Source organism: Moraxella sp. 179-F 1C4 NHS, from assembly GCF_045370505.1.
In the GTDB taxonomy this organism is placed as follows: Bacteria; Pseudomonadota; Gammaproteobacteria; order Pseudomonadales; family Moraxellaceae; genus Faucicola; species Faucicola tetraodonis.
In genome coordinates, this window is record NZ_JBIQEC010000004.1 from 1 (window position 1) to 21,567 (window position 21,567).

General features: G+C 42.6%; 19 protein-coding genes and 1 other RNA gene. 11 read left to right on the forward strand and 9 right to left on the reverse strand.

All coding sequences use genetic code 11. The features are described 5' to 3' along the window. Window positions 1-189 precede the first annotated feature (189 nt). Both ACH0AB_RS02690 and ACH0AB_RS02695 read left to right on the forward strand, forming a co-directional pair. The gene (locus ACH0AB_RS02690) at window positions 190-402 is read left to right on the forward strand and encodes a cold shock domain-containing protein (protein WP_007116878.1); all 213 of its coding nucleotides are present in this window, start codon (window positions 190-192) and stop codon (window positions 400-402) included. A 118-nt stretch (window positions 403-520) separates the two neighbouring features. Then, a complete protein-coding gene (locus ACH0AB_RS02695) occupies window positions 521-1,702 on the forward strand; it encodes a DEAD/DEAH box helicase (RefSeq protein ID WP_406877187.1) in 1,182 nt (393 codons plus the stop codon). A gap of 78 nt (window positions 1,703-1,780) precedes the next feature. Here the strand turns inward: ACH0AB_RS02695 and ACH0AB_RS02700 are convergent, their stop codons facing one another. Then, on the reverse strand, window positions 1,781-2,119 hold the full coding sequence (locus tag ACH0AB_RS02700; RefSeq protein WP_101964194.1) for a septal ring lytic transglycosylase RlpA family protein: 339 nt from the start codon (window positions 2,117-2,119) through the stop codon (window positions 1,781-1,783). Between the two features lie 340 nt (window positions 2,120-2,459). Next, window positions 2,460-2,820, reverse strand: a transfer-messenger RNA (tmRNA) gene (gene ssrA / locus ACH0AB_RS02705). A 280-nt stretch (window positions 2,821-3,100) separates the two neighbouring features. Between ssrA and ACH0AB_RS02710 the strand changes: the two genes are divergently transcribed. Next, window positions 3,101-3,898, forward strand: coding sequence for a hypothetical protein (locus ACH0AB_RS02710; protein WP_406877067.1), 798 nt, complete (start codon window positions 3,101-3,103; stop codon window positions 3,896-3,898). Window positions 3,899-3,945: 47 nt separating this feature from the next. Here the strand turns inward: ACH0AB_RS02710 and ACH0AB_RS02715 are convergent, their stop codons facing one another. From ACH0AB_RS02715 to ilvA, 3 genes are all read right to left on the reverse strand, one after another. Continuing rightward, complete coding sequence (locus ACH0AB_RS02715; protein WP_060994896.1) at window positions 3,946-4,695, reverse strand: YebC/PmpR family DNA-binding transcriptional regulator; 750 nt, start codon at window positions 4,693-4,695, stop codon at window positions 3,946-3,948. Between the two features lie 145 nt (window positions 4,696-4,840). After that, on the reverse strand, window positions 4,841-6,184 hold the full coding sequence (locus tag ACH0AB_RS02720; protein WP_313421097.1) for an ABC1 kinase family protein: 1,344 nt from the start codon (window positions 6,182-6,184) through the stop codon (window positions 4,841-4,843). Window positions 6,185-6,396: 212 nt separating this feature from the next. Further along, window positions 6,397-7,947, reverse strand: a complete 1,551-nt coding sequence (gene ilvA / locus ACH0AB_RS02725; RefSeq protein WP_406877068.1) for a threonine ammonia-lyase, biosynthetic — start codon at window positions 7,945-7,947, stop codon at window positions 6,397-6,399. A 224-nt stretch (window positions 7,948-8,171) separates the two neighbouring features. On the opposite strand from ilvA, the gene rpiA reads away from it, so the two are divergent. Further along, a complete protein-coding gene (rpiA, locus tag ACH0AB_RS02730; protein WP_406877069.1) occupies window positions 8,172-8,861 on the forward strand; it encodes a ribose-5-phosphate isomerase RpiA in 690 nt (229 codons plus the stop codon). A gap of 132 nt (window positions 8,862-8,993) precedes the next feature. On the opposite strand, the gene phbB is transcribed toward rpiA, so the two are convergent. Beyond that, window positions 8,994-9,767 (reverse strand): acetoacetyl-CoA reductase, encoded by a 774-nt coding sequence (gene phbB, locus ACH0AB_RS02735; protein WP_219333156.1) that lies wholly within the window; start codon window positions 9,765-9,767, stop codon window positions 8,994-8,996. Between the two features lie 582 nt (window positions 9,768-10,349). Here phbB and glnE point away from each other — a divergent pair. From glnE to ACH0AB_RS02770, 7 genes are all read left to right on the forward strand, one after another. After that, entirely contained in the window at window positions 10,350-13,172 is a 2,823-nt protein-coding gene (glnE, locus tag ACH0AB_RS02740; RefSeq protein WP_406877071.1) for a bifunctional [glutamate--ammonia ligase]-adenylyl-L-tyrosine phosphorylase/[glutamate--ammonia-ligase] adenylyltransferase, read from the forward strand. Window positions 13,173-13,257: 85 nt separating this feature from the next. After that, on the forward strand, window positions 13,258-14,202 hold the full coding sequence (locus ACH0AB_RS02745; RefSeq protein WP_007116868.1) for a branched-chain amino acid transaminase: 945 nt from the start codon (window positions 13,258-13,260) through the stop codon (window positions 14,200-14,202). Window positions 14,203-14,314: 112 nt separating this feature from the next. Further along, the gene (locus ACH0AB_RS02750) at window positions 14,315-15,142 is read left to right on the forward strand and encodes a hypothetical protein (protein ID WP_007116867.1); all 828 of its coding nucleotides are present in this window, start codon (window positions 14,315-14,317) and stop codon (window positions 15,140-15,142) included. Between the two features lie 10 nt (window positions 15,143-15,152). Next, a complete protein-coding gene (locus ACH0AB_RS02755) occupies window positions 15,153-16,022 on the forward strand; it encodes a glycosyltransferase (RefSeq protein ID WP_406877072.1) in 870 nt (289 codons plus the stop codon). Window positions 16,023-16,037: 15 nt separating this feature from the next. Next, the gene (locus tag ACH0AB_RS02760) at window positions 16,038-17,135 is read left to right on the forward strand and encodes a glycosyltransferase (protein WP_406877073.1); all 1,098 of its coding nucleotides are present in this window, start codon (window positions 16,038-16,040) and stop codon (window positions 17,133-17,135) included. 18 nt (window positions 17,136-17,153) lie between these two features. Further along, window positions 17,154-17,909 (forward strand): glycosyltransferase family 25 protein, encoded by a 756-nt coding sequence (locus tag ACH0AB_RS02765; RefSeq protein ID WP_406877075.1) that lies wholly within the window; start codon window positions 17,154-17,156, stop codon window positions 17,907-17,909. A 16-nt stretch (window positions 17,910-17,925) separates the two neighbouring features. Then, entirely contained in the window at window positions 17,926-19,023 is a 1,098-nt protein-coding gene (locus ACH0AB_RS02770) for a glycosyltransferase (protein ID WP_406877076.1), read from the forward strand. Here the strand turns inward: ACH0AB_RS02770 and ACH0AB_RS02775 are convergent. The 3 genes from ACH0AB_RS02775 to ACH0AB_RS02785 form a co-directional block, all read right to left on the reverse strand. Further along, window positions 19,001-19,855, reverse strand: coding sequence for a hypothetical protein (locus ACH0AB_RS02775; RefSeq protein WP_406877077.1), 855 nt, complete (start codon window positions 19,853-19,855; stop codon window positions 19,001-19,003). The genes ACH0AB_RS02770 and ACH0AB_RS02775 overlap by 23 nt on opposite strands. Then, the gene (locus ACH0AB_RS02780) at window positions 19,846-20,658 is read right to left on the reverse strand and encodes a hypothetical protein (RefSeq protein ID WP_406877079.1); all 813 of its coding nucleotides are present in this window, start codon (window positions 20,656-20,658) and stop codon (window positions 19,846-19,848) included. The genes ACH0AB_RS02775 and ACH0AB_RS02780 overlap by 10 nt, the downstream gene beginning before the upstream one ends. A gap of 108 nt (window positions 20,659-20,766) precedes the next feature. After that, entirely contained in the window at window positions 20,767-21,549 is a 783-nt protein-coding gene (locus tag ACH0AB_RS02785) for a glycosyltransferase (protein WP_406877080.1), read from the reverse strand. Window positions 21,550-21,567 lie beyond the last annotated feature (18 nt).

The following is a 21,567-nucleotide window of genomic DNA, read 5'->3' on the forward strand; positions in this document are numbered from 1 at the left end:
ATTTCATTGCCATTCTTTGTTTTTTTTCGGTTTGGTGGTATGCCTCGAGCAAAGGGGCTGTTTCGTGCAAAGGTCTCTAGTATATTATTTAGCAGGCGTAGGTAGCGAGTAGCTAAACTTAACTAGTCTTGATTAGTTAAGCAACTACCTTAAAAACCTACCATTAATAGTGTTAAAGGAAGTTATAATATGTCAGTTCGTGAACAAGGCATTGTAAAATGGTTTAATGATTCAAAAGGTTTTGGATTTATTCAACGTAACAGCGGTGAAGATATTTTCGTTCATTTCCGCGCGATTCAAGGTGACGGCTACCGTTCACTTCAAGATGGTCAAAAAGTTGAATTCATCGTGGTTGAAGGTCAAAAAGGTCTTCAAGCTGAAGAAGTTACCAAAGTCGAATAAGTTAAGCCAAAAAGGGGTTAAAGTGTTATTTTTGACCTTTTTGCAAACCAAGTTGATGTCATTAACTTGGTTTTTGTTGTTTCTCATAGCCAATGATTGATTGGTCAAAATAGGTTAAATCTCTGTGTTTCAAACTTTCTCACAATTACCCCTTCATCCAGCGCTCAAACAAGCGATTGATCAATTAGGCTATCAAACGCTAACCCCTATCCAAGCGCAGATATTGCCCAATACACTCGCTGGGCAAGATGCCATTGGGCAGGCACAAACAGGTACAGGTAAGACAGCAACGTTTTTACTCACCATCATCAATGAATTGCTGAATAATCCTCTAAACCCTGAGATTGATGGCGATCGTTTTTTGGGTGAAACCCGTGCACTGGTGTTGGCGCCAACTCGAGAACTGGCTCAACAAATTTATCAAGATTGCCTTGAGCTCACCAAGTTTACCAAACTGCATACTGTTTGTTTACTCGGTGGCACAGACTATGACACGCAGTCAAAGCAGCTACATCAAAAGTTTGTCGATATTATCATCGCCACCCCAGGTCGTTTAATTGATTTTTGCTTTCAGCACCATGTGTATCTCGATCGTCTTGAAATTTTGGTGTTAGATGAAGCAGATAGAATGCTAGATATGGGGTTTATACCTGATATCAAACGGTTGATTCGTATGATGCCCGCCAATACACATCGGCAAACCCTGCTTTTCTCCGCTACTTTTAACCAAGATGTGATGAATTTGGCTTATCGCTGGTTATATCAGCCGATTTTTGTAGAAATTGCGCCCGAACAAAAAACCAGTCAAAACATCGAGCAGCTGTTTTTTACCTTGATGGAATCGGATAAACTGGCGGCGTTACAGCAAATTATTGAAAAAATTTCTCCCAAGAAAATGATTGTCTTTGCCAATCGTAAAGACCAAGTCAAACGCCTGTATGACAAACTTAATCGTCAGTATAAAGTAGTGATATTGTCAGGGGATGTCATCCAAGCAAAACGCGAGAAATATTTGGCACAATTTCGTCAAGGCGATGCCAATATTTTAGTGGCGACTGATGTCGCAGGGCGAGGTATTCATGTGGATGATGTGGCTTGTGTGATCAATTATACCTTGCCAGACAGTCCTGATGATTATGTTCATCGTATCGGTCGTACAGGTCGGGCAGGTAATAAAGGCATGAGTATTAGCTTTATCAGTGAAAACGACGGGTTTAATTTGCCGGCTATCGAGCAATATTTGGATGAAACTATCAAAATGCAGCAATGGTCGAATGACACCCGTTTTTTAGAGGATTAAATTTTTTAATTGATAAAACATCAAGGGCGCTATCAATCAATAGCGCCCTTTTTACGTTAAAACATAGTGAAAATAAATTTATAATCTAACGATATCGACTTTAGCAAGGCCGTTTGAAAGATTAGCAATTCTGCTAAAAGCACCTTTTGACAAATCTAGCGTACGGCCATATTTGCCGAACCCACCTGTGTCAGTCACGCGTACAACCACACTTTTACCATTGGCTTTGTTAGTGACTTTAAGTAGGCTACCTAATTTGTGCACGTTGCTGGCGGCAGTCAGTGCATTTTGATTGAATTTCTCGCCAGATGCAGTGGTGCGACCATGATGCTTGCCACCATACCATGAAACAACATCAGCATTAGCTTGCTGGGTGGCTAAAGTAGTAACAAACAAACTGGCAATGATATATTTCATCGGATGTTCCTTTTATCAATTAAAGCGGTCAATAATCTGACTGCTTAAAGGTATCAAGGGGCATTTCCCGTGATTTACATAGTAAAAACAAAGTAATATTGTTTAATATCACTTAAGCGGTGTGTATTCTAATTACAAAGTTATGTTATTTCAAATATTTTATTGTAAACAAAATCTTTAATATCGGATGTGTTTTGCTAAACATATAAATTGTGTAACTATATCAGCTAGTTTTTCTAACCTGTTGATTTTGTGTAAAAATGATTTCTTAAGTAGCTAATCGGCTAAAAAAAATGCAAAAAAAAGAGAATGCAAGTTATTGCATTCTCTTTTTTATATATGGTGGAGATGGCGGGAGTTGAACCCGCGTCCGCCAGCACTACGCCCATGACTCTACATGTTTAGATTCTGTCTATGGCTTTAATGGTAGGCGAACCGACAGTCAGGATGCCAACCACGAGCCTCTTAAGTTTTGCTCAAATTGGCGAGACAACAATTTAAGCTATCCATCGTGCGTTCGCTTCAAGGAGAGCAACCAGACCAATGGCAATCTGTGCCGTCCCAAGCAGCCCTTAGGCTGCTAGAGCGTAAGTTTCGTCGTTTGCGACTAGTTTAAAATGTATATTTTATTTACGAGTGGACATACTCACTCGACATGCATCATTGAGTTTCATTACCAGCGTCGAAGCCAGAACATCCCCAAATGAATTGTGAATTATATAAGGTTAGTGGCTTAAAATACAAGGCTAAACGTCATAATAGTCAGATAAATTACTAAAAACACACACAGACCCCAAAACCGTTCAGATTATTGTCATGTATTTGACGTATTGAGCTGATAAGCTGAGGGGTTAAAGTAAGTAAAATTTTTTTGATATATTTTTAGTCAAAGAAACAATAGGCTGGGTAACTTAGAATAGGTAAGTTAGACTGAGTCATTGAATAAGCTAATCAGGTAATTAATGAATGGCAGGTAGCTGAATGGCAAGTAGCAAAAAAAATTCGCCAAGCATCATACGGATGTCGCAAAATCAGCTCAAACGCCAGCGTGAATGGGTGTATCTGGTACATTTTTTAGCCATGCTGCATTTACATCCTGCCAAAACCATCTCGGGTACGGATGATGGTAATGAGCCTGATTTTACCTGTATTTTTTATTGTGACAAAGGTGAATATAAAATTGGTATCGAATTAACCACTTTGCCAAGACTACGCGATAGACTCGGTAATGACAATTTAATGCTAAAACGTTGGTACTGGCAGTCGCTGCTACAGGTGTCAACCAAATTGACACCAACGCGGTTTAATGGTAAAGGTGAGATAGTAGGTGTCAAAGCTAATTGGGCCAATTGGGTCAATTGGCAAAAGATTGATAACCGTAACATTTCGAGTATATCGCAGCAATTTATCGAGCCATCGAGTGATTTACCACATCCTACGCTCAGTAGTAAATTACAAAACGGTATTGCCAAAACCATGCGTTGGTTACCCAGTGCGTTTTTTACCGATATGGCAGATGAAAACGAAGATTTACCAATTGATTCCTACATCAATCAAAGTGATATTGATGCGGTGATGAGCAAAAAAGCGCATAAAGTCCAAGCGTACCACAAAAAAAGAGCGTTGGATGAAGTGTGGTTGTTGATTCATACCAATGAACAGCAAGAAAAGGGCGTATTAACTTTTGACCCAAGTGAAGCATTGCATCACGGTAGTGAGTTTGATCGAGTGTTTTTAACCTTATATCCCACCACGACACTGCTACAAGTTGCTAAATAAAAAAGGCTAAATCTACATTTAGCCTTTTTTATACTGAAAAATTTCATTTAATCATCAAGTTGTTCCATGACATCATCAGTAAAGTTGACGTTGGTATAGACTTCTTGTACATCGTCCAAATCTTCTAGCATATCAATCATTTTCATGATTTTTTTAGCGTCTTCGACATCAGTGACATCTGCCATGGTTGAAGGGGACATGGTCACTTCTGCGTTGTCGGATTTTAAACCGGCTTTTTCTAAGGCATCCATCACGTCACCGAAATTCTCTGGCTCAGTGACCACTGTGATGCTATCACCGTTATTTTCAATATCGGTTGCCCCTGCTTCAAGCGCGACTTCCATGATGGTGTCTTCTAGCGAAACATCATCAAAGGTAATTTCACCGCGTTTGCTAAACATATAAGCCACTGAGCCTGATGTACCCAAGTTGCCACCATTTTTGCTAAAAGCGTGACGCACTTCGCCAACAGTACGGTTGAGGTTATCCGTCATGGTCTCGACAATCACCGCAACACCGCCCAAGCCATAGCCTTCATAGGTGATTTCTTGCATGTTGTCATTGTCACCGCCGCCTGCACCACGTTCAATCGCTCGTTTTACCGTGTCTTTGGTCATATTAACTGAGTTGGCTTTTTCCACCGCCGCACGCAAACGTGGGTTACTTGCTGGGTCTGGGTCGCCTTGTTTGGCAGCGGAGACCAGCTCACGAATGATTTTGGTAAAGACTTTACCTTTTGCCGCATCTTGTTTGGCTTTACGGTGTTTGATGTTTGCCCACTTGGAATGTCCGGCCATGAGTGTATCCTTTATCTAACTATCTAACGTAACAATCTAATTTTCAAAATTTTGCGTGCGCTATTATAAACGAGCAACCCGGATTTTTGATAGGGGGTTGCACTTATGTCATCGCAGGAAATGTTATTGAAAGTTAAAATCAAACCTAAAGGCGAGGCGAGTCGTCAGGTCGTGGCAATGTCGGCAAATCAATATAGCGGTGTATCAACTCACTTAAATCAATTTTTACCTTTAAATTCACCAAGTTCCAATACTGTCCAGAAATGGTTCGATCAAGCATCATGGTAAGTGGGGCAGGTTGAAAGCTTTGCCAGTATTTAAGCGACTCTTTTGCTTTGGCAATCGCTTGAAAATGGGTTTGGCTGGTGGCAAAGTCATAAGGCGCGTGTTTGGATAAATCAAACAACTGGGTAAAACCATACGGGGTTAAACCAATCTGCAACCAATCGTTATAAAAGTCTGTGGGCAGTGGTTCATCATTGTCTTTTTTGATGCCAATGCTGACCAAATCTTGCTCAAGCGCTGTCACATCACCGCTTAAGCAGTGGATAGCAAAGCGTTTGAATAACGCAACTTCGTCATGACTGTAAGATTTGATACCACCAAAGTCATAGGCAATGACCGAGCCATCAGGGCGAAACGCAAAGTTACCTGGATGAGGGTCACAATGCAGACGGTACAGTTTGAACAATTGACCGGCACTAAAATCAAATAAGCGAGTGGCGATTTTTTGCTTGATGTCATTGTCCCAAGTCGCAGCCACTTCAAGCTTTTCACCCAGTTCTTGTGATAGGGTTAAAATCCGTTTGGTCGAATGGCTATGAAAAACTTTGGGAATAATTAGCCCATCATCCTCACTGTGAAAACTGCCAAAAATTGCTAAATTATGGGCTTCTTTGCTGTAGTCAAGCTCGTCATACAGGCTATCACGGATTTCTGCAAAAATTTTATCTTGCAAGGTTTTATCCATATTAAGCACGCCCGTTATCTTAAGCGCCAAGCGAACGTGTTTTAAGTCACTGTCGATGCTGGTATCAACATCGGGGTATTGCACTTTGACTACGACCGCTTCACCGGTTGGCAACACCGCTTTATGGACTTGACCGATAGAGGCTGCCGCAAAAGGTGATTGCTCAAACTGGGCAAACAACGCCTCAATCGGTTGCCCCAATTCTTTTTCCACCTGCTGTTTGATGACGGCAAACGGCATGGGCGGCGCGTCTTTTTGTAATTTCTCCAGCGCTTTTGAGACTTCAGGCGGAAACACATCTTTATACTGCGAGGCAATTTGACCGACTTTCATCACCGCACCTTTCATTTCGCCTAAGGTGTCGGCGATTTGCAGCCCCACGGTTTGCAGCATTTCGCTACGGGCTGTGAGTTTATCTTCTTCAGAGCCTGCAAAAGACTTAATAGAATTTTTAGCTGCTTTCCCTGCGATACTGGCAGTCATACCGGCAAGTTTTAAAAAACGTTTTTTTGATGACATAGTGGTTGTCTTATAGCAGAATTTTTTAATTAATTTATCAGTGAAACTATCAGGTAAATTATCAAGTTTTAAGTATTGAGATTAGCAGAAAATGGCTATTTTTGCTATGTACCGTGCTGAAATTTAGCGAATTTTGTGCATAGCTCGGTATAAAAAACTTGGCATAAAAAAAGGCGCCACGATGACACCTTTTTTATCCAAATCATTAAAAATTATTGTAAAAATAAGCGATAGCCTAAGTTATCGGTGAGGTTTTCGCACTCATAGCCAATGTCTTGCAGTTTGGCAAGTAATTGGTCGGCGGTTTGCTCGCCCATTTGAATGCCCGCTAAGATACGCCCTTCAGCCGCCCCATGATTGCGATAGTGGAATAAAGAAATGTTAAACTGTGAGCCCAATTTTTCAAGGAAGTTGAGGAGCGCGCCAGGACGCTCGGGAAATTCAATGCGAAATAATTGCTCGTCTTTTAATCCCGCGTGCCCGCCGATTAAATAGCGAATATGGGTCTTGGCAACTTCATCATCGGTCAAATCAATCGCGGCATCATCGGCTTCATTGAGTAACTGGTGGATTGCTTTGCGCTCTTTTTCCCCTTCTTTGAGGGCGATACCGACAAAAATATTGGCAGCGTGATGGGCGTAGTTGGGGTTGGTGTTGATGCGGTAGTTAAATTCGGTGATGTTGCGACCTTTGAGCGAGCGGCAAAAATCCAAAAAGGCGCCTGTGCGCTCAGGAATGGTCACCCCAAAAATCGCTTCTTTTTTCTCACCAATTTCGGTACGTTCAGCGATATAGCGTAAGCGGTCAAAATTCATGTTGGCACCACATAAAATCGCCACGCAGTTTTTGCCCTGTAGATTATGATCTTCGATGTATTTTTTCATACCCGCGACCGCCAACGCGCCCGCAGGCTCAACGATGGTGCGGGTTTCATCATACACGTCTTTAATCGCCGCACACACTTCATCATTGCTACAAGTGACCACATCAGGCTCGACCACGGGACCTGAGTTATCGCTTTTTGGCATACGGCAGACGTCAAACGGTATTTCACCCAGCTGCGCGACTGCCACACCATCGACAAACAACCCCACTTGGGGTAAGCGCTTGCGTTCATTGGTGGCTAAGGCGATTTTGAGACACGCTGCTTCTTCTGGCTCGACCGCCACGACTTTGACATGCGGTGCGACTTCCCCCAAAAACGCCGAGACACCTGAAATTAAGCCACCGCCACCAACCGCAACAAACACATATTCCATTTTACGCCATTGTTGTACCAGCTCCATGGCAATGGTACCTTGACCTGCGATGACCAATTCATCGTCATACGGCGGGATAAAGGTCAAGCCATCGGTTTGGGCGCGTTCAATGGCATAGCGGTTAGATTCATCAAAACTATCGCCATATAGCACCACATTACCGCCCAAGGACTTGACGGCACTGACTTTGATATCGGGGGTGGTGGTCGGCATCACGATAATGTTATTGAGTCCCAAGCGGCTAGCCGAGAAGGCGACACCTTGCGCGTGGTTGCCGGCAGAGGCACAAATCACGCCTTTGGCTTTGTCTGCTTCGCTTAACTGGCTAATTCGATTGTAGGCACCCCGCAGCTTAAAAGAAAACACTGGCTGAAAATCTTCACGTTTAAAACGAATATCGTTGTTAAACCGTTCACTGAGTTTTTTGGCGGGTTCAAGCGGCGTTTGAATAGCAGCATCATACACGGTCGCTTGAAGGATAAGGCGTACCCAATCTGATAACATAATAATGACCTAAGTTTGAAAAATACGTTTGAAGATTTATTTTTACCCTCTATGTGCTTTCATAACCAAAACACAGCAAATCGTTAGAGAAGTAAAAAATAAGTGATTAGATTAGGACTTTAGGGTTTAGCTTGCAAGTGCTTTTACGGTAAAATAAGTTGGGTAATTGATAGCATTAAGTTTTCTATCTGTTTTTTTGATAAATTCCTAACAAGGCTGGGTCTATGAGTACGATGAATGCAAGCACGCAACAACAACAAAAACAAGCCGTGGCAGCAGACGCGTTAAAATATATCGAATCAGGCATGATTTTGGGCGTGGGGACGGGCAGTACCGTCAACTGCCTCATTGAATTATTGCCAAAAGTTAACCTAAAGGGCGCTGTGGCAAGCTCAAAGGTCACCGAAGATAAGCTCAAAGCGCTCGGTATTGAGGTGATGGATTTAAACTTCACGGGCGAGTTAGACTTATATATTGATGGTGCCGATGAAGTAAACGCGCACTTACAGCTAGTCAAAGGCGGTGGCGGCGCTTTAACCCGTGAAAAAATTGTTGCCGCCGCATCTAAGCAGTTTATTTGCATGGTGGATGAAAGCAAATGGGTGCAGCAATTAGGCGTTGGCTTTCCACTACCGATTGAAGTATTGCCGCAAGCGCGCTCGTATGTGGCGCGTGAGCTGGTGCAGCTTGGCGGTGAACCGGTCTACCGTGAAGGATTTGTCACCGATTATGGCAATTTGATTTTGGATGTTTATGGCTTAGATATCGGCTTGGACACTGAGCAGGTAGCAGCGTTTGAAGCAAAGTTAAACAATATCGTTGGGGTGGTGTGTAATGGGTTATTTAGCGCACAGCACGCTGATATCTTGCTGATGGCAACGGCAGATGGCGTAAAAAAATTGACAGCCAAGTAAGTTGTCAGTAAGTTAACGGTTGTCAGCAATGTCCTCACACAATAAGAAAGACCAAGTCACGGTGACTGGTCTTTTTTAGTTCATAACCGAGTTAATTTATAACCGCTAATGGCAAGCTTGATGGCAAGCTCATTAGTGCATGTATTGACCGCCGTTTACGTTGATGGTCTCACCTGTGATATAAGCAGCGCCATCGCTGACCAAATATACCACGGCAGCGGCAATCTCTTCAGGTTGGGCGATACGACCCATTGGGATACCTGCTTTGATGCTTTCCATCACTTTTTCAGGCACTGCCATCACCATTTTAGTACCCGTATAACCCGGTGCAACCACGTTAACGGTCACCCCAGATTTAGCGCCTTCTTGCGCCAACGCTTTACTAAAGCCGATGATACCTGCCTTGGTGGCGGAGTAGTTGGTTTGACCAAACTGACCTTTTAAGCCATTAATTGAGCTGATACTCACAATACGCCCAGATTTTTGCTCAAGCATTTTATTAAAAACCGGTTGGGTGACCGTGAATAGTGATTTTAAGTTGGTATCAATCACCTCTGACCATTGCTCATAAGTCATTTTTTTGAAAGTCGTATCACGGGTGATACCTGCGTTATTTACCAACACATCAATGTGACCTGCTTTTTCAATTGCATCAAGAATGGCTTTGGTGGCTGCTTCATGGTCGGTGAGATTGGTTTCAACAAAGGTGAAATCACTGGCATTCATACCTTCTTCTTTTAACCAAGCTTCGCCGCGGTTGACCGTGCTATCCGCTTTATGGGTGTAGGTTGCAATGATGTGATAGCCAGCTTGGATTAGCGCATGACAAATAGCCGTGCCAATACCCCCTAGCGCACCTGTTACGAGGGCAATTTTTTTATTTGCAGTTGAGTTGTCCGTTGTCATCACAGTACGCTCCTTGTTTGTTGTGATTGTTGGTTGTGATAAAAAAATCAATGATTTGGATAGTTTATAAAATAAATGTGTTGGTTTTTTACAATTGAACATGTGGCTAAAAAATTAGTCACACGCGATTGATATCAGGGTCAAAAAAAACTATAGACCGAATATTCACATAAAGTTATTGACTTTTACTTCCTTGTTTTTTTTCATCATATATGAAAATTTGATAACTACCAATATTTTTTACGTTTTTATTTTTATTACAAACATTTTGCTACGCGCAAACGAGTATTTATAGGTTTGTGTGCTAAAAAAATTTGCAACAATAGCGGTTTGTGCTAGGCTATAAGGATAACTTTAAGCAATGTAAGCTTGAGCAAAATACCCTGTATCAACTGCACTTAATCAAGCCTAAGTGCTAAATTTCTTTCCTGATGGTACAAAGTTGGCTTAATTGTACAAACTTGATTGGACAAGATTGATTGTACAAGATTGATTGTATGAACACGCAAGCGTGAATGCTTAGTACTTATATATACCACGATGAGGTGGGTCTGTTTATTTATTTGCCACACGGAAATTAGAATGCCGCAACTCTTACCGACGATAGAACAAATCGCTGTATTACAGCAAGCTAGTAATTTTGGCTATCAGTATTGGCAGACTAAAACAAACGTTGCACAAAGCTTTTTAAAAAGCTATCCGCTTACCCAAACGCTTGATGTGCAACATATCAAAGATTTAATACGCGATTATACGCTGGATGAAGATTACCAATTGGCGGATGAAGCAAGCGTGATGCGGGGGCTGCGTCATCTACGCAATTTGTTGATGGTGCGCTGGATTTGGCAAGATGCCTTAAATCTGATTAGCCTAGAGCAGCTGACATGGGAGCTATCAAAATTTGCTGATTATTGTCTCATCTTTGCCAAAGACTATGTGTATCAAGATTTAAGCGAACGCTATGGCGAGCCGTATTTTTTTGATGAAAAAAATAAACCACACAAGGATGATTTAGCCATCATCGCCATGGGTAAAATGGGGGCAGAAGAGCTCAACTTATCAAGCGATATCGATTTGATTTTTGTTCATCAGGGGCAAGGTGAGACGGTGGTTGACCCGTTAAAACAACCAGGGTCAAAAGCTGCTAAATCCATCGACAACAAGAAATTTTTTACCAAATGGGGTCAAGGCATCATCAATCTGCTTGATAAAAACACCCAAGACGGTTTTGTATTTCGCATTGATATGCGCCTACGTCCTTGGGGGGATGGCAGTGACTTGGCAATTCATTTATCGGCACTGGAAAAATATTTTGCCCAACATGGACGGGCGTGGGAACGATTTGCTTGGCTAAAAGCCAGAATCGTCAACCCTGTCGCCTTTAGCGATAGCTTAAAAGCCCTTATCAAGCCGTTTGTATTTCGTTATTATGTCGATTATAGTGCTTTTGCCGCCCTACGTGAGATGAAATCACTGATTCAAAACCAAGTCGAACAACGTCAAGATACCGACAATGTGAAGCTTGGGGCAGGTGGTATCCGTGATATTGAGTTTATCGTGCAGTCGTTTCAGTTGATTTATGGCGGGCGTGTCAGTGATATCAGAGTAAAAAACTGCCTACAAGCGATGAGCCAACTGGAAAAACATGGCTTTATCGATGCGGTGACCCATGAGCAATTGGCACAAGCCTATCGTTTTTTACGCAGATTAGAGCATGGCATCCAAGCCATCAATGATGAACAAACCCAGCGATTACCCCAAGATGCCAAACAGCGACATCAGCTTGCCCAAGTATTGGGGTTTGCCGATTGGGCGGCATTGTTAGCCAAACTCAATGAATACCGCCAAACGGTAAAAATACCTTTTGACGAGCTGGTCAGTGATCGCCAACAGTCTGATGAACAACTGCAAGTGGATCATCAGCACAATTTATCTGAGCTTGAGCAAAAATTAAGCGATGATAATAAAGATAAATTAAACCAGTTTTGGCAAAGTAAACTCATCACAGGGCTTAGTGAAGAAGCTAAAACCCGCTTAAATGCCGCCTATCCGATTCTAATCAATGGGTTGTTACATTCCGATTTAAGCGAAGATGCAATCAACGTGGCGTTACCTAGAATGTTGACACTGCTAGAGGCAGTAAGTCGTCGGTCAATTTATTTGGTCATGTTTGCCGAAAACCCAACGGCAGCTGCCAAATTGATTCCCATGCTAGCAGCGAGCCCTTGGATTGCGAGCGAATTGGTAAGTTATCCTGTTTTGCTAGATTCATTCATCCGTGAAAAATACCGTCATTTACCTGACAAGGCAGAACTCAGTGACATCTTGCGTCAGCAGTTGTTACGGGTAGAGCCTAATGATGAGGAAGGGCTACTCAACGCCTTTCGTTTTTTCAAAAAAACCCAAGTCTTGGCAGTGGCGGCGAGTGATGTGTTGGCGGATAGACCGTTGATGAAAGTCTCTGATTCACTCACTTTTATCGCTGAAGTGGTGCTTGAAAAAGCGTTGCAACGGGTATTTGGTGAATTGGTAAAAAAACATGGCTATCCTGTCAATGCCCAAGGCGAGCCTGTGAGTGAAGCGCATAATGGCTTTGCGATTATCGGTTATGGTAAGCTTGGCGGGCTTGAGATGAGTTATAGCTCAGATCTTGATCTTGTGTTTATTCATGATATTGATGAAGAAGCGATGACGCTCGGTGAAAAACCCATCAGCGGTATGAAGTTTGCCGCACGCCTTGCCCAAAAACTGATGAATTATTTGACCACCCAAACGCGCGATGGTCGTGTCTATGAGATTGACATGCGCCTGCGTCCTTCGGGTCAAGCGGGTATGATGGTGGTATCTACCCATGCGTTTGAACTTTACCAAATGCACAAAGCTTGGGCGTGGGAACACCAAGCGTTGGTTCGCGCACGTGCCATTTGCGGGGATAACCGCGTGATGACGCGATTTGACCAAATTCGTAAAGAAGTATTGTGTCTGCCGCGTGATAAAGACAGTGTTCGTATCGAAGTATCCACCATGCGGCATAAGATGCAAGACCATTTGGGCAGCAAACCGCATACCAAACAGCAAGGGTTATTTCATCTGAAACAAGATGCAGGCGGATTGGTTGATATTGAGTTTATTGCCCAGTTTGCTGTCTTGGCGTATGCCAATAATTATCCTGCGTTGGCAGTTTGGAGTGACAATGTGCGTATCTTTGAAGCGCTTGCTAAAACAGGTATTATCGAAACCGAAATATGCCAACAGCTAACGCACGCTTATCTTCGCATCCGCAGTATGACGCATCGCTTGGCTTTGGCAGAGCAGCCGATACTGGTGGATGAAGCCCAGTGGCATGAGCTGCGTAATTTTGTTGATGAGCAATGGCATCGCTTAATCGGGCAGCGTCCAGAATAGATGTAACATCAATTTTTATTTCAAACAAAAAAATTTTATTTAAACAAAGCACTTTTTATTTCAAACAAAACACTAGGAGTAATCAATGGCAACAATTCCCAGCATGGCAGACCGTGATGGTTTTATCTGGATGGACGGCAACATGGTAGACTGGCGTGATGCCAAAATCCACGTATTAACCCACACACTGCACTATGGTATGGGCGTATTTGAGGGGGTTCGAGCCTACAAAACCCATGATGGACGCACGGCGATTTTTCGTTTGGAAGATCATACCCAGCGCCTATTAAATTCCGCTAAAATTTTCCAGCTTGCTGTACCCTATTCGTATGAAGAAGTGTTACAAGCACAAAAAGCCGTGGTACGTGAAAATAACCTTGAATCGGCATACCTTCGCCCATTGATTTGGGTCGGTTCTGAAAAATTGGGTATCGCTGCCAAAGATAATAGTATTCATACCATCGTTGCCGCTTGGGTTTGGGGTGCTTATCTGGGTGAGGAAGGCATGGCAAAAGGCATCCGTGTAAAAACCTCAAGTTTTACCCATCACCACCCAAACGTCACCATGTGTAAAGCCAAAGCCGTCAGCAACTACCCAGTATCTATCATGTCAAACCAAGAAGTTACCCGACATGGCTATGATGAAGCGGTATTGATGGATACCCAAGGCTATGTTTGTCAAGGCTCAGGGGAAAACTTATTTTTGGTCAAAGATGGTGAACTGCATACCCCAGATTTGTCAGGTGGGGCATTGGACGGCATTACCCGTCGTACGGTGATACAGTTTGCACAGGACTTGGGCATCAAAGTGCATGAGCGTAGAATCACCCGTGATGAGTTTTATATCGCGGACGAAATCTTTATGACAGGTACTGCTGCCGAGATCACCCCAATTCGTGAATATGATGACCACGTCATTGGCTGCGGCGCGCGTGGTGAAATCACCGAAAAACTGCAAAGTCTATTTTTTGACGTAGTACAAGGCAAAAATGATAAATACGCGCATTGGCTCAGCTACGTGGATGAATAATCGGTAAAATTGTAGATAAGTGAAAATAAGTAGATAAGTGAACATAAAAGGATAGTTATGTTAAAATGACTATCCTTATTTTTTGAAAAATTATCGGTACTTTGGAAGTGACATGACAACATCGAGTGCAACCACCCCGCTTAAACAAATTATTTGTATCAAATGGGGCACCAAATATGGCGCAGATTACGTTAATAAACTCTATGGAATGGTAAGCCGTAATATCACCCCGCCGTTTCGATTTGTCTGCTTTACCGACAATACCGATGGCATTCGTCCTGAAGTAGAATGTCAAGATCTGCCGCCAAGCGATATTGTGATGCCTACCAATACCCTTGGTAAATGGCCTAAGTCACGGCTTTGGAATGCACAGCTTGGCAATGTCACAGGAACGGTATTGTTTTTAGATCTTGATGTGGTCGTAGTGGGTAGCCTTGACGACTTTTTTAGTTTTGGCGATGACGATCAGACGGTTTTATCTTATAACCCAAGTAATCCCTTAGAGAAGCTAGGTCAAACCTCGTGTTTTCGCTTTAAAGTCGGTAGTTTGGTTAGCTTGCTAGAAAAATTCCGTGCCGATCCACAAGGGGTGGCGGATAAATATCGCTTTGAGCAGCGTTTTGTCACGCGCAATGCACCAGGCGGGGTTAAGCTTTTTCCAAAAGAGTGGGTGGTGCATTTTCGCCGCAAATGCCGTCAGCCATTTCCGCTAAATTATTTTATCCCGCCAAAACTGCCTCATGATGCACGCATTATTATTTTCCCGGGGGATTTGTATCCGCAAAATGCGATTGCCGGACAATACAACAAAAATTCTGCTGATAATGCTAAAGACCATTTGGCGCAATTATTTACCGCTGAAAAAATCAAAAAACCGATTTCGCATTTACGCCATTTTATTTTGCCGACTGATTGGGTGGCAACGCATTGGCGAGAATAGAGGATAAACTATGGCGAACTTAAACCAACCTATCAAAATCTTTATCGGCTGTGACCCTAATAACAGCGACCTTGAGCAGATGATGGTGCTAGATTATAGCTTGCACAAACATACAAGCGAGCCTGTCGAGATTATCTGGATGCAGTTAAGCCGTGACCCAAGCAGCGTATGGTATTCCAATCCGCAAACAGGCGAGGGCTGGCATACCGAAAAATGGGCGACCCCGTTTTCGGGCTTTCGTTGGGCAATCCCTGAATATTGTAGCTTTAGCGGACGGGCAATCTATATGGATGCCGATATGGTGGTGTTGGACGATATCGCTAAATTGTGGCAGCACCCGATATCTGATGAGGCGATTCTTGCGGCTAAAGGCGATGGCGATTTGATGCGACTGTGTACCTGCGTATGGGATTGCCAAAAAGCCAAGGATTATCTTGAGCCTGTGGCGCAGCTACAAGCCGATCCTGAGAGCCATAGCAAAATGATGGCAAAATTTAAAGCCAATCCGCAACTCATACAGCTCTACCAAGACAGCTTTAATTGTGTGGATGGCGAAGATTTAGCTATTGAGGATATTCGGATTTTGCATTATTCGGACATGGGAACGCAGTTTAGCCATAAATATTCCTTACCGCGTTTACAAGCCGAGGGCAAAACGCATTGGTTTGATGGGCAGATTTTGCCGCATCCTCGTCAAGATTTGGTTGAGCTTTTCGATACCTACTATCAAGAGGCGATACAAGCGGGCTATAGTATTGAAAACTATCGCACTACGCCGTTTGGCGAGTTTCCAAAAAGAACTTATAAAAAAGGTTACAAAGGTAATGCGGTGACTCGCCCTGCGAAAAAACCTTCTTTATTTAGTCGTTGGTTTAAATAGGCAATAGAGTATTAAATGGCATTGGTTCAGTCACAAAAAATCGTATTAGTGATTAATTCACTGCAAGGCGGTGGGGCAGAAAAATTTGTTTTGACCTTGGGGGAAGCCTTTTACCAAATGGGCTTTGAGGTGCATATTGTCCGATTTGACCCGATTGTCGAACATACATTAAGCGAAAATTTAATCTATCATCTTATCCCTTTTACCGATTATCGACGCTTGCCGAAAGGTAACATTCGGCATTTCTTTTTTGCTCGCGCGGTTGATGGCTATATCAATAAACATATTGGTCAGCCTGTGGCAATATTCGTGAACTTGTACCGTGAACATGAGGTATTTTATTATTCAAGGCAAAAAAAGGTGGCGTATGTCATTCATAATCAACTGAGTGAAAAATTAAAACTTGCTACCTTGCCGCCCAAGCAGCTTTCTTACTTTCAACGAATTTATGCCAAATACCCTGCTATTTGTGTGAGCGGCGGGGTAGAGCAAGATTTTGTTCATCAATTTGGCGAACCGACCAAAACCACCACGATTTATAATCCCATCGACCGTGATAACATCCGTGTATTAGCTGAGGCAGCTAGCCCAGATTTACCCAATGTCGCACGACAGGGTTATCTTATCCATGTGGGCAGTTTTAAGGCGCAAAAAGGGCATGAAATTTTATTGCAAGCTTATGCCAATTCGGCACAGACATTGCCCTTGGTATTGGTGGGTAAGGGTAGTCTGCAAGCGCAAATTGAACAAAACATTATCGCGTTAAACTTGCAAGATAAAGTGATTTTAACTGGGTTTCAAAAGAATCCTTACCCATTGCTAAAGCACGCCATAGGATTTGTGTTATCCTCGCATTTTGAGGGCTTTGCATTGGTATTGGCAGAGTCATTGGCATTGGGCGTGCCTGCGATTAGCACCGATTGTCCGTCAGGACCTAGTGAGATTTTGCCGCCGCAGAATTTGGTGGCAGTGGCAGATATCCCTGCGTTAACTGAAAAAATCAACCAATTAATGAGCCACCCTAGCCAGTTTAACGTGCCATTTAACGAAGCTTTTTTGCCGCAAAATGTTGCCCGTCAGTATTTGGCATTTATGGGGATTGGCTTTGAATAAATCCAAGCGAGAAAAGTGATGCTAAAAAATTATGTGATTAGTCTCGCTCATCATAGCAAGCGGCAAAGCCATATCCAACAAGAGTTTGCTAAGCAGCACATACCTTTTACTTTTTTTTCGGCGGTCACCCCGGATGAAAATACCCAAGTCGCTCAGCGACTGGCGATTGATATCACAAAGTCGGTATCTAGTGACACCGAAATTGCCTGTTTTTTAAGTCATGCTAGCCTCTGGCAACGCTGTGTGGATGAAAATCTTGATTATATCGGGATATACGAGGATGACGTTTTTTTAGGTCAGCAGTTCGAGCAGTTGATCCGTCAAACTGATGTTTTTCAAAGCCAAGCTATCGATATTTTAAAATTAGAAAAGGTAAGCCCAAGGGTGCATTTGGCTCATCCGATAGTCTTACCTCAGAGTAAACGGACGATTTATGAATTAAAGTCTCGCCATTTAGGTGGGGCAGGTTATCTGCTATCCCATCGCGCTTGTCAGTATCTATTACAATATATCAGAAACCTACCCCAGCTTGAGGCAGTCGATGTGATGCTATTTGATGTGGGAAAATACCCCAAAGCCCTGCCTGTATATCAGCTTGTACCTGCGATTGTGATTCAGGAGCATCACCTATTACCGCAAGTTGCTTTGGCAAGCAGCCTGCAGGCAACCAGAAGCAGAGAAATTAAACGACCTTTAACAGGGCTACAAAAAATCAAACGTGAAGTCCTGCGTGCGACACGCCCACTATATATGACCAACCTTACTTTTGAATAAACCTAAGGAGCCACTTGTGAGCTGCAACCCCTCAAATATCATTGTGTTGGTTATCAACTGCTTGCAGGGGGGCGGGGCAGAAAAGTCAGTATTGACGCTCGCGGAAGGCTTTTATCAACTGGGCTATAAAGTCCATGTCATCCGATTTAAAGCCACGACAGAATATGAGCTTAGTCCACATATTAATTTTCATATTGTCAACTTTAAGTGGTTTAAATTAATCCTCAGTGATAGGCTACGTTACCAACAATTTGCCAAACATTTAGATAACTATGTTTTAACACATATTGGTCAGCCATGTTTGACGATTGCAAATTTGGAACGGGCAGACAAGGTGTTAAGCTATAGCCAATTACCCAATGTCATTCATGTGATTCGTAATACCCTTTCTCAAGAACTGAAACTAGCCCAAGCTCGCAATAAGCCTATGGACATAGCGCAGCTAAAGATGACCTATCATGCGCAGCCTTGTGTGGCGATTAGTGAAGGAGTGGCGGTGGATTTTAAGGCGACCTTAGGGCTGACGAATATTACCACGATTTATAACCCGATTGATAACAAACTTATTGAGGCAATGGCAGAGGCATACCCGCTAGAGATTGCGGAATTTATTGTGCATGTGGGTAGCTTCAAGTACCAAAAAGCCCATGATATTCTGCTAAAAGCCTATGCCAAAACCTCTCAACGCTATCCGCTGTATTTGGTGGGTCAAGGCAAGCTGATGGCAGAAACCAAACAGCTTGCGGTTGATTTAGGCATTAGCGAAAAGGTGGTATTTACTGGCTTTAAATCTAACCCCTATCCGTATATCAAACACGCTAAATGCTTAGTATTAAGTTCTCGATTTGAGGGCTTTGGGCGAGTGATTGCCGAAGCATTAGCCGTGGATACGCCTGTGATAAGCACCGACTGTCCGTATGGTCCTAGTGAGTTGTTACCAAGACAAAATCTTGTCCCTGTCGATGATATTGACGCCTTAGCCCAATTATTAGAACAAGCAATGGCAAATCCATCGGCGTTTGCCGTGCCGTTTGATGAGCGATTTTTACCCAAAAATATCGCTAACCAATACATTGAGCGATTCGTGACCTCTAATCTGCTCGATACGGAATAAATGTAAACAAATCCTTAGAGATGGGCGAGTGGTTATAAATTTGCACGCCTTTTTGCTGATAGTTGTGGGCTACCCAATCAAACGACGGTACGATACGGTGGGTGATAGCCTTATCAAGTTTGGTCGGGGCAGCATTGTCTTGGTTTTCATAAAACCGTGGCTGCTGGCTATTGATTAAATCAATGCCATACAGATGTATCACTTGAAATCCTAGAGAATAGGCAAGCTGTAACGCCACCAACGCTACCGTTCCCCCTTCAACAAAGCCGTAACGAATATCCCAGGACACCCCAATTTTTTTGTTAATAGTATGATAAGGGCTATGTTTTAGGTGTTTTAGTCGGGTACGTTTATTGAGTGTGACAGCTATTTTGCCTAAAAGGCTAGTTTGCTGAAGGGCAATCAAACTATCATCAATCGGTCTATCGACTGGATAGATGATATAGATATGGTCGGCATATTGAACTAAAAAATCGGGCGCATCTTGCCATAGTTGTTCTGCCACTAAAGCACTGATATAAAGTGGATAACCTCCCCGATAATACTGCAGTGGAATGCTACAGTTATGCTTAATAAAGCGTGGGTCGGTGATGACATAAGCCACAATTTTGTCAAATTTATAGTGTTCGGTCAGGCTAATACTGCCATTTACAAATATAACCGACTCACAACCAAGCAGGTCAATGGCATTAGTTTGGATGCTCGGTCCTGACGCCAAAATATGTACCGTCGTATCAGATACTTTTGGTAGCACAAATGCAGGATTGACAATACGTAGGGCGATTGTCTGAGTAGATTGGGTAAATATCAAAGAATGATTGGCTACCACCATGCTGATTTTTCATCCTTATGTAGTTGTTTTAATGTGGTGAATGCGCTAGGTTGGTCATGCAATCTAGCAAACACCTTGAGTAAGAGTGTGGTAGAAAAAGGGTCTTCAGCGTAAAAATGCTGATACCGCTCACGCATATGTTTTAGTGTATCGTCCTTACCTAGCCTAAAATAGGTCAAACCAGCATACAGCGGTTTATGATGGGCGTATAAAATAGCGGATTTTTCCTCATCTAGGCTGGTAGATGAACGATAGAGATATTGCTGGGTTTCGTAGACTTTTACCGTATTAATCAAAGTAATAATATTGAGTAATATTGCCTTTCTAGTCGGCGTTGGATCAAAATCAATAAAGGTATCGCAGGCGGAGGCAATCCACCGTAAACTTAAATTATCCATCAAATAGTCAGTCTGCGTTTGCCAAAGATGGGTAAAAGTTTGAAAAGTTTTTTCAGGTTGAAATCGACGGCGTAATAATACAATCAGTATCGCATGGTAAAAACTAAGTTCAGATTGTCCTATAAACTCGCGTTGCAACGTGGTTAAATGCGTGTATAAATTGCGAATACGCCGTGGCTCATAGTCCTTAAGCGGGTTTATCGGCTCATCCACTTGGGTATCATCTAATAAATGAGGGTGGGCTTGAATAATCGTGTCAATGATAGAACAAGTATCACTACTATCAATCATGCGACTTTTCATTGCCTCAATATTTTGCCCGACATAGTAGTCAATAATTTGATTCGCCCCAAGGCGTTTTTCGCTTTTAAATAATAAAATAAACTTACGATACCAGTTTGCCATTTTTTATTATTCCTAAAACCGCAAGCTTATGTTAAATTTCTTCTAAGTTTAATTATTCGATGCTCAATTATCCATTAACTATTTAAGGCTTAACTATCAAAGGTTGAGTTATCGCCAATAATCCCTAATCCAGTCAGTTGGTAATACCTTACGATACCATTTACCGCTTTTACCCATGATGGCATCAGGTGGATTCACTTCCCCATGAAAAATTACCATTTTTGCCCCTTTAGGCAAAATCGGCGGTTTGACAAAACTTAAGGGAAATGGCTGCACACATTGGTATTTAAAGCTCACGCACCAAGACGCATCCCAATATTCTAGGTGATGATGCTCACGCAAATAATTGGATAGATAAGCTTGCTCATGGCGCACTTGGCTACGAATCGTGTCAAAATTTTGCTCAAAGTTAGACAATAAATTTGGGTAGGTGTTTTGTCCGACTTTAAAGCGATACACCGATGAATTACCCACCATGCGCCACGGTTTTTTCCAATCACGGATAATCACCACACTGTCATCGTGCTGCGCTTGATACGTAAAAAAGCAATCAATATTATCGACAATCACAATATCAATATCCAAAAATAACGCCGTGCCTTTCAAATCGTATAATTCAGGGCTAAAGGTGGTCAGTTTTTTCCAGCCACGTTCAGGGATATTACTGGGTAAATTGAGCTCAGGAATTGGGTAGCATTTGACGTTGGCATCTATCCCTGTGCTATCATCGGTCAAACATACCATTTGAAAGGGCAACGTTAAATGTCTGTTAACCATATTGTACAGGCGATTAACGTACTCAGCACCGTATTTGGTGCCCCATTTCATACAAATAATGTAACGGTTTTCATCGGGCAAAGCAGGCGCTGAAGTATAATTTGGTAAAGTCATAAGTAAATGATTATCATA